Origin of the sequence: Bradyrhizobium sp. CCBAU 11430 (assembly GCF_028128855.1) — a bacterium.
Lineage (GTDB): Bacteria > Pseudomonadota > Alphaproteobacteria > Rhizobiales > Xanthobacteraceae > Bradyrhizobium > Bradyrhizobium ottawaense.
Genome location: NZ_LBJV01000062.1, coordinates 165,374 through 171,637, shown reverse-complemented (window position 1 = coordinate 171,637; position 6,264 = coordinate 165,374). Strand labels below are relative to the sequence as shown.

Here is a 6,264-nt window from a genome sequence, read left to right as displayed (position 1 = left end):
TCAGCGCGGCGCGCTGCACGACCGCCTGCGGCACGGCAGGCCCGGCCGGGTTGGCACGGCCGGCAATCGCTGGCGCCAGATTGCCCGGTCCGGCCCCTGCCCCCGTAGCCGGTGCTGGTGCCGGCAGGCGGTTGATCACGGTGTTGATCACCGTCGTATTATGGATGTTCTGGTAGATGATGTTGTTCGGCGGCGGCGCGACATAGACCGGCGGCCTGACGAACACCGGGATCGGCACGAACACCGGCTGCGGCAGCACGAACAGGCCGACCACGGGCAGCGGCGGCGGCAGCACGACGAAATCCGGCGGCGGCGGCGGCAGATAGTAGACCGGCGGTGGCGGCGCGAAGCCGAAATCGGGATCGCTGAAATACAGCACGGGACGGTCGACATAGACCACCTCCTCCGGCGGCGGGGGCGGCACGTCGTAGTCGATCATCGCAAAGCTCGGCGGCGGCTCGGCCGGCGCGGTGAGGATCGCGAGGCGCCGGCGCGCGTCCGCCGCATGCGGCCCGCGCGGATAGCGGCGCAGATACGACCAATAGGCTTCCGGGGTATCGTTCCGGTAGGTGCGCCTCCAGGTGATCGCTTCGCGGCGCGCCGCGACGATCGCCATCACGCGCTTCGCCAGGGGATCGCCGGGATAGGCGGCGAGAAACTCCTCATAGGCCGGCAGCGTGTCGCGCTCGAGCGCGGCGGCATAGGCATCCCGCACGCCGAGGTCGCGGATCGGCTTGCTCCGGATCGCGGCGACCTGGTCGGGCGCGGCCTCCGGGGGCGGCGCGTCGGGCCCGCGCTCGAAGAACGAGAATGGCGCCGAGATCTTCTGCTCGTTCCAGGGCACCTGCGCGCCCTTGGAGGCCTCATTGACGCGCAGGCGAATGCGGTCGAACACCTCAGGCAGCGGCAGGCCGCCGGTCCGGATCATCTCGGCCAGCGACTGGGCGTAGATGCCGTAAGGCCCCGCCTCCTCCGGCGCGACCGTGCCGGGCGCGGCGTTGAACGCGATCAGCATGTTCGGCTCGGGCTCGACCAGCGCCAGACCGCTCGCGATCGGCTGGCCGCCCTCGATGAAGGGCTGCGCGCGGGCCGCGTCGAGCACGACGATGTTGGCCTTGAGCGGGATCGAGGCGAGCTGGCGCACATAATCACTGATCCGCAACGCCTCGGTCGGAACGTCGGTGTCGCGGGTGATGTTGGAATCGACCGGGATGAAATAGTTCTCGCCGGCCAGCTGCACGCCGTAGCCGGAAAGATAGATCATCGCGACGGTGCCCGGCCCCGCGGCCTGGGCCTTCTGGATGAAGTCGCGAAAGCTCTTGCGCAGCGTATCGCCGTCGAGATCGCGCGCACCGACGACGTCGAAGCCGGCTGCCTGCAGCGTCTGCGCGATCAGGCCGGCGTCGTTCGCGGTCGTTGCCAGCGGCGACTTGGCATAGGCGCCGTTGCCGACCACGAGTGCGATGCGCTTCTCCTGCTGCTGCGCGTTTGCTGCTCCCGGCGCGCCGGCGGCAAGGGCCACGATCGGCAGGAGAAGGCAAATGACGACTCGAAACGTCCCACGCATGGCTTGCTTGCCCGCTACTGTAGTTGAGGTGCCACCACGCATGAGGCGCGCAGCCGGCTGAACGGCGGTTGAACGAAAAGCTCGGATTGAGGCGGTGGCGTGGCCACGCGGCTGCTGGCGTCAGCTTCAGGTCAGCTGCAAATCAGCTCACGCCAGCCTCAAGGCCGCGAGCCTAGAAACTTCGCAAGGCTCCTTCAAGTCCCTGCCCTGCGCGATCAGATCGACCCTTGCGCGGATCCCACAGACGGCTGTATGGCGGCCGGCCTCTTGCCCGACGGGGGCCGACCGCCTGGCTCCGGTGTTCCCGAAGCTGGGCTTTAGCCCTGCGCGATCAACTCGACGGCCCCTGTGCGCAACCGATAGATACCGCCGACCACCTTGAGCTTGCCCTGTTCGACCGCTGCGTTGAGAAGCGGGGCGGCGGATTTCAGCTTGGCAACATTGTCGATGACGTTCTGGCGAATGGCGTTGTCGAGCGCGTTACCGCTCTGCCCGGCCGCCGTCTTCACCGAAGGTGCGATCGCGGAGACCAGCGTGGGGATGTGTCCCGGCAGCGGCTTGTCGTCCTTCAGCGACTTGATGGTCGCATCGACCGCGCCGCAATTGTCATGGCCGAGCACCAGGATGAGGGGCGTGCCCAGCACGGCGACGGTATATTCCATGCTCGCGACGGTCTCGTCGCCGGCAAAGTTTCCGGCGACACGGCACACGAACAGATCGCCGCGCCCGCTGTCGAAGGCATATTCGGGCGCGATGCGCGAATCGGCGCAGCTCAAAACAGCCGCGTAGGGATTCTGACCGCCGACCAGCGCTTCGCGCTCATGCGTGAAGTCGTGGCGGCGCGACACACCCGACACGTAGCGCGCATTGCCCTCCATCAGCTTCTTGAGCGCCGCATCGGGCGACAGCACGTTCTGAGGTTTGGGCGGCGCCTTCGCCTCCTTGGCCGACGCGGTCCCGCCAAACGCTGCCACTCCGAGCGCCGAAGCGGCAAAGAGCATCATGGAGCGCCGCGAAGGAGCGGTCGATTGAAGCAGATTTTCAGAGCATTTGTCGCACATGGTTGTTGTTCTTCCTGGCTTCCCGCCCAACGCGATTCTCGTGACAACAACTGATAGCTGCGCGCGAGCGACTTCGAAACCGGGCGCGGGCCAAATAGTTAAGCTTTGGTTTGCGGCGGGGCCCGCAATGTCAGAGCTGTTGCACGTCTACCACGCCCGCGACCGCCTTGATCGCGCCGGCGATCTGCGGCGAGACCTTGAAGCGGCCGGGCAGCTTCATCTCCACCTCGGTCTCGAGGTCGAGCATCATTACCAGTGAGACCTCACCGTCGCCATTCGAGCGCGGTGCGATGCCCGGACTGCCGACTTTCGGCGCGGCGCCGTTCGAGGCGGCCATGTCGGCCCCGGCCAAACGCTTGGCGATCGAGTCCAGCGGCTTGGTGTCGCGCAGGAAGATGCGCAGGCCCTTCTGCGTCTTGGCGGCGGCATCATCCAGCGGCTCGGCATGCAGCACGCGGGCGCGAACGTCCTCGCCCTGCAGCTCGGCGCCGAGCTGCAGCAGCACGGCAGCGCCCGGCTCCAGCACGTCGCGATATTGCGCGAGGCCTTCGGAGAACAGCACCGCCTCGAAGTGGCCCGTGGGATCGGAGAGCCCCATGATGCCCATCTTGTTGCCGGTCTTGGTGCGCCGCTCCATGCGCGAGACCACGGTGGCTGCGACCTTGCCGGCGGTGGCACCGGTCTTCACCGCGCGCGAAAACTCGGCCCAGCTCTGCACCCGCAGCCGCTTCAGCACGGTGGCGTAATCGTCGAGCGGATGGCCCGACAGGAAGAAGCCGACGGCATCGTATTCGCGGCGGAGCTTTTCGGCCGGCAGCCACGGCTCGATCTGCGGCAGCATGATGGTCGGCGCATCCGCCGACATGCCGAACATGTCGTTCTGGCCGATGGTCTCGGCCTGATGCGCGCGCTGGCAGGCGGCGAGGATCGAGTCCGCGCCGGCGAAGACGCGGGCGCGGTTCGGCTCCAGCGTGTCGAAGGCCCCGGCGGCGGCAAGACTTTCGATGATACGCTTGTTGATCGCGCGCGGATTGACCCGCGCGGCGAAGTCGGCGAGCGAGGTGAACAGTCCGCGCTTGGCCCGTTCCTCGATGATCTGCTCGATCGCCTGGATGCCGACGCCCTTCAACGCTGCGAGCGCGTAGTAGATGACCTTGTCGCCGACCTCAAAGGTCGCGCCGGAACGGTTGATGTTCGGCGGCTCGACCTTGATACCGAGGCGCTGCGCCTCGGCGCGGAATTCGGAGAGCTTGTCGGTGTTGTTCAGATCGAGCGTCATCGACGCCGCGATGAACTCCACCGGATAATGCGCCTTCATGTAGGCGGTGTGATAGGACACCAGCGCATAGGCCGCCGCGTGGCTCTTGTTGAAGCCGTAGTCGGCGAACTTGGCCAGCAGCTCGAAGATGGTCTCGGCCTGCGCCTTCGGCACGCCGTTCTTCACCGCGCCGGCGACGAAGATGTCGCGCTGCTTGTCCATCTCGGCGCGGATCTTCTTGCCCATGGCGCGGCGCAAGAGGTCGGCGTCGCCGAGCGAATAGCCCGACATCACCTGCGCGATCTGCATCACCTGTTCCTGGTAGATGATGACGCCGAACGTCTCTTTCAGGATCGGCTCCAGCACGGGATGCAGATATTCCGGCTCCTCGTCGCCGTGCTTGCGCGCGCAATAGGTCGGGATGTTCGCCATCGGACCCGGGCGATACAGCGCCACCAGCGCGATGATGTCCTCGAAACGGTCGGGGCGCATGTCGACCAGCGCGCGCCGCATGCCCTGGCTTTCAACCTGGAACACGCCGACCACCTCGCCGCGCGCCAGCATCTGGTAGCTCTCGGCATCGTCGATCGGCAGCGTGGCGAGATCGACGTGGATGTCGCGCGGCTTGAGCAGCTTGCAGGCGACATCAAGCACGGTCAGCGTCTTCAGGCCGAGGAAGTCGAACTTGACGAGGCCCGCGGGCTCGACCCATTTCATGTTGAACTGGGTCACCGGCATGTCGGATTTGGGATCGCGGTAGAGCGGCACGAGCTCGCTCAGGGGGCGATCACCGATCACGATGCCGGCGGCGTGGGTCGAGGCGTGGCGGGTCAGGCCTTCCAGGCGCTGGGCGATGTCGAAGGCGCGTGCCACCACCGGATCTTCATCACGGAACGCCTGGAGCTTCGGCTCGCTCTCGATCGCGGCCGCGAGCGTGACGGGCGCGGCGGGATTCTGCGGCACCAGCTTGGTCAGCTTGTCGACCTGGCCATAGGGCATCTGCAGCACGCGGCCGACGTCGCGCAGCACGCCGCGCGCCTGCAGCGTTCCGAAGGTGATGATCTGCGCCACCTGATCGCGGCCGTAGCGCTGCTGCACGTAACTGATCACCTCGCCGCGGCGGTCCTGGCAGAAGTCGATGTCGAAGTCCGGCATCGAGACGCGTTCGGGATTGAGGAAGCGCTCGAACAGCAGGCCGAACTTGATCGGATCGAGATCGGTGATGGTGAGCGCCCACGCCACCAGCGAGCCTGCGCCGGAGCCGCGGCCCGGCCCAACCGGAATGCCCTGGCCCTTCGCCCATTTGATGAAGTCGGACACGATCAGGAAGTAGCCCGCGTATTTCATGCGCATGATGACGTCGAGCTCGAACGCCAGGCGCTTGCTGTAATCCTCGTCCGTCATGCCCTGCGACAGGCCGTGGACCCGCAGGCGATTGACGAGCCCCTCCTCCGCCTGGCGCTTCAGTTCCGCCGCCTCGACCGCGGCGGCGTCCGAGCTCTGCGCGGCACCGACGGTGAAGAACGGCAGGATCGGCTTGCGCGTCATCGGGCGGAACGAGCAGCGCTCGGCGATCTCCACCGTCGAGGCCAGCGCCTCCGGAATGTCGGCGAACAGCACCGCCATCTCGGCGCGCGTCTTGAAGCGATGATCCGGCGTGAGCTGCTCGCGCTCGGTCTCGGCGATCAGCCGCCCGCCAGCGATGCACAGCAGCGCGTCATGCGCTTCGTAATCGTCGGTCGCGGCGAAATACGGCTCGTTGGTCGCAACCAGCGGCAGTCCCTTGGCGTAGGCGAGGTCGATCAGGCCGCTTTCGACGCGCCGCTCCTTCTCGGTGTTGTGGCGCTGCAATTCGATGTAGAGGCGGTCGCCGAACAGGCCGGCCAGACGCTCGCAGCGCAAGGCGGCGAGCTCGGCATGACCGCCGGCCAGCGCCAGCGAGATCGGCCCGTCAGGTCCGCCCGTCAGCGCGATCAGCCCCTCGGTCTCGCCCTCGAACCAGTCGAATTTGACGAACGGAGCATGGCTATCCGGCGATTCGAGGAAGGCGCGCGAGTTGAGCCGCATCAGGCTGCGATAGCCGCGCTCCTGCGCGGCCAGCAGCACCACGCGCGACGGCCCCATCGCGTTGCGCGCATTCGGATCCTGGTCGCCGAAATCGATCGCCAGCTCGCAGCCGACGATCGGCTGGATGCCGGAGCCCGCCATCTTGTCGGAAAACTCCAGCGCACCGAACAGATTGTCGGTGTCGGTCAGCGCCAGCGCCGGCTGATGGTCCTTCTTGGCAAGCTCGGCGAGCTTGGCGATCTTGATCGAGCTCTTGAGCAGCGAATAGGCCGAGTGAACGTGAAGGTGGACAAATCCGGCGCTCGGCATGG

Annotated in this window: 3 protein-coding genes; all 3 read right to left on the bottom strand. The window is 66.8% G+C overall.

Annotated features, from left to right (window positions below; translation table 11 throughout):
- Positions 1–1,567 (bottom strand): caspase family protein (locus XI04_RS22290; RefSeq protein ID WP_271623764.1); only part of this gene is annotated, 1,567 nt, incomplete at its 3' end.
- 317 nt (positions 1,568–1,884) lie between these two features.
- Positions 1,885–2,628 carry a carbonic anhydrase gene (locus tag XI04_RS22285; RefSeq protein WP_038948696.1) on the bottom strand — a complete coding sequence of 248 codons (744 nt, stop codon included), beginning with the start codon at positions 2,626–2,628 and terminating at the stop codon, positions 1,885–1,887.
- Positions 2,629–2,758: 130 nt separating this feature from the next.
- Positions 2,759–6,262, bottom strand: a complete 3,504-nt coding sequence (gene dnaE / locus XI04_RS22280; protein WP_271608976.1) for a DNA polymerase III subunit alpha — start codon at positions 6,260–6,262, stop codon at positions 2,759–2,761.
- Positions 6,263–6,264 lie beyond the last annotated feature (2 nt).

Bases quoted from the DNA above. Each gene is read 5' to 3' on its own strand.
- XI04_RS22285 (WP_038948696.1), bottom strand. From the start codon at position 2,628: ATGTGCGACAAATGCTCTGAAAATCTGCTTCAATCGACCGCTCCTTCG.
- dnaE (WP_271608976.1), bottom strand. From the start codon at position 6,262: ATGCCGAGCGCCGGATTTGTCCACCTTCACGTTCACTCGGCCTATTCG.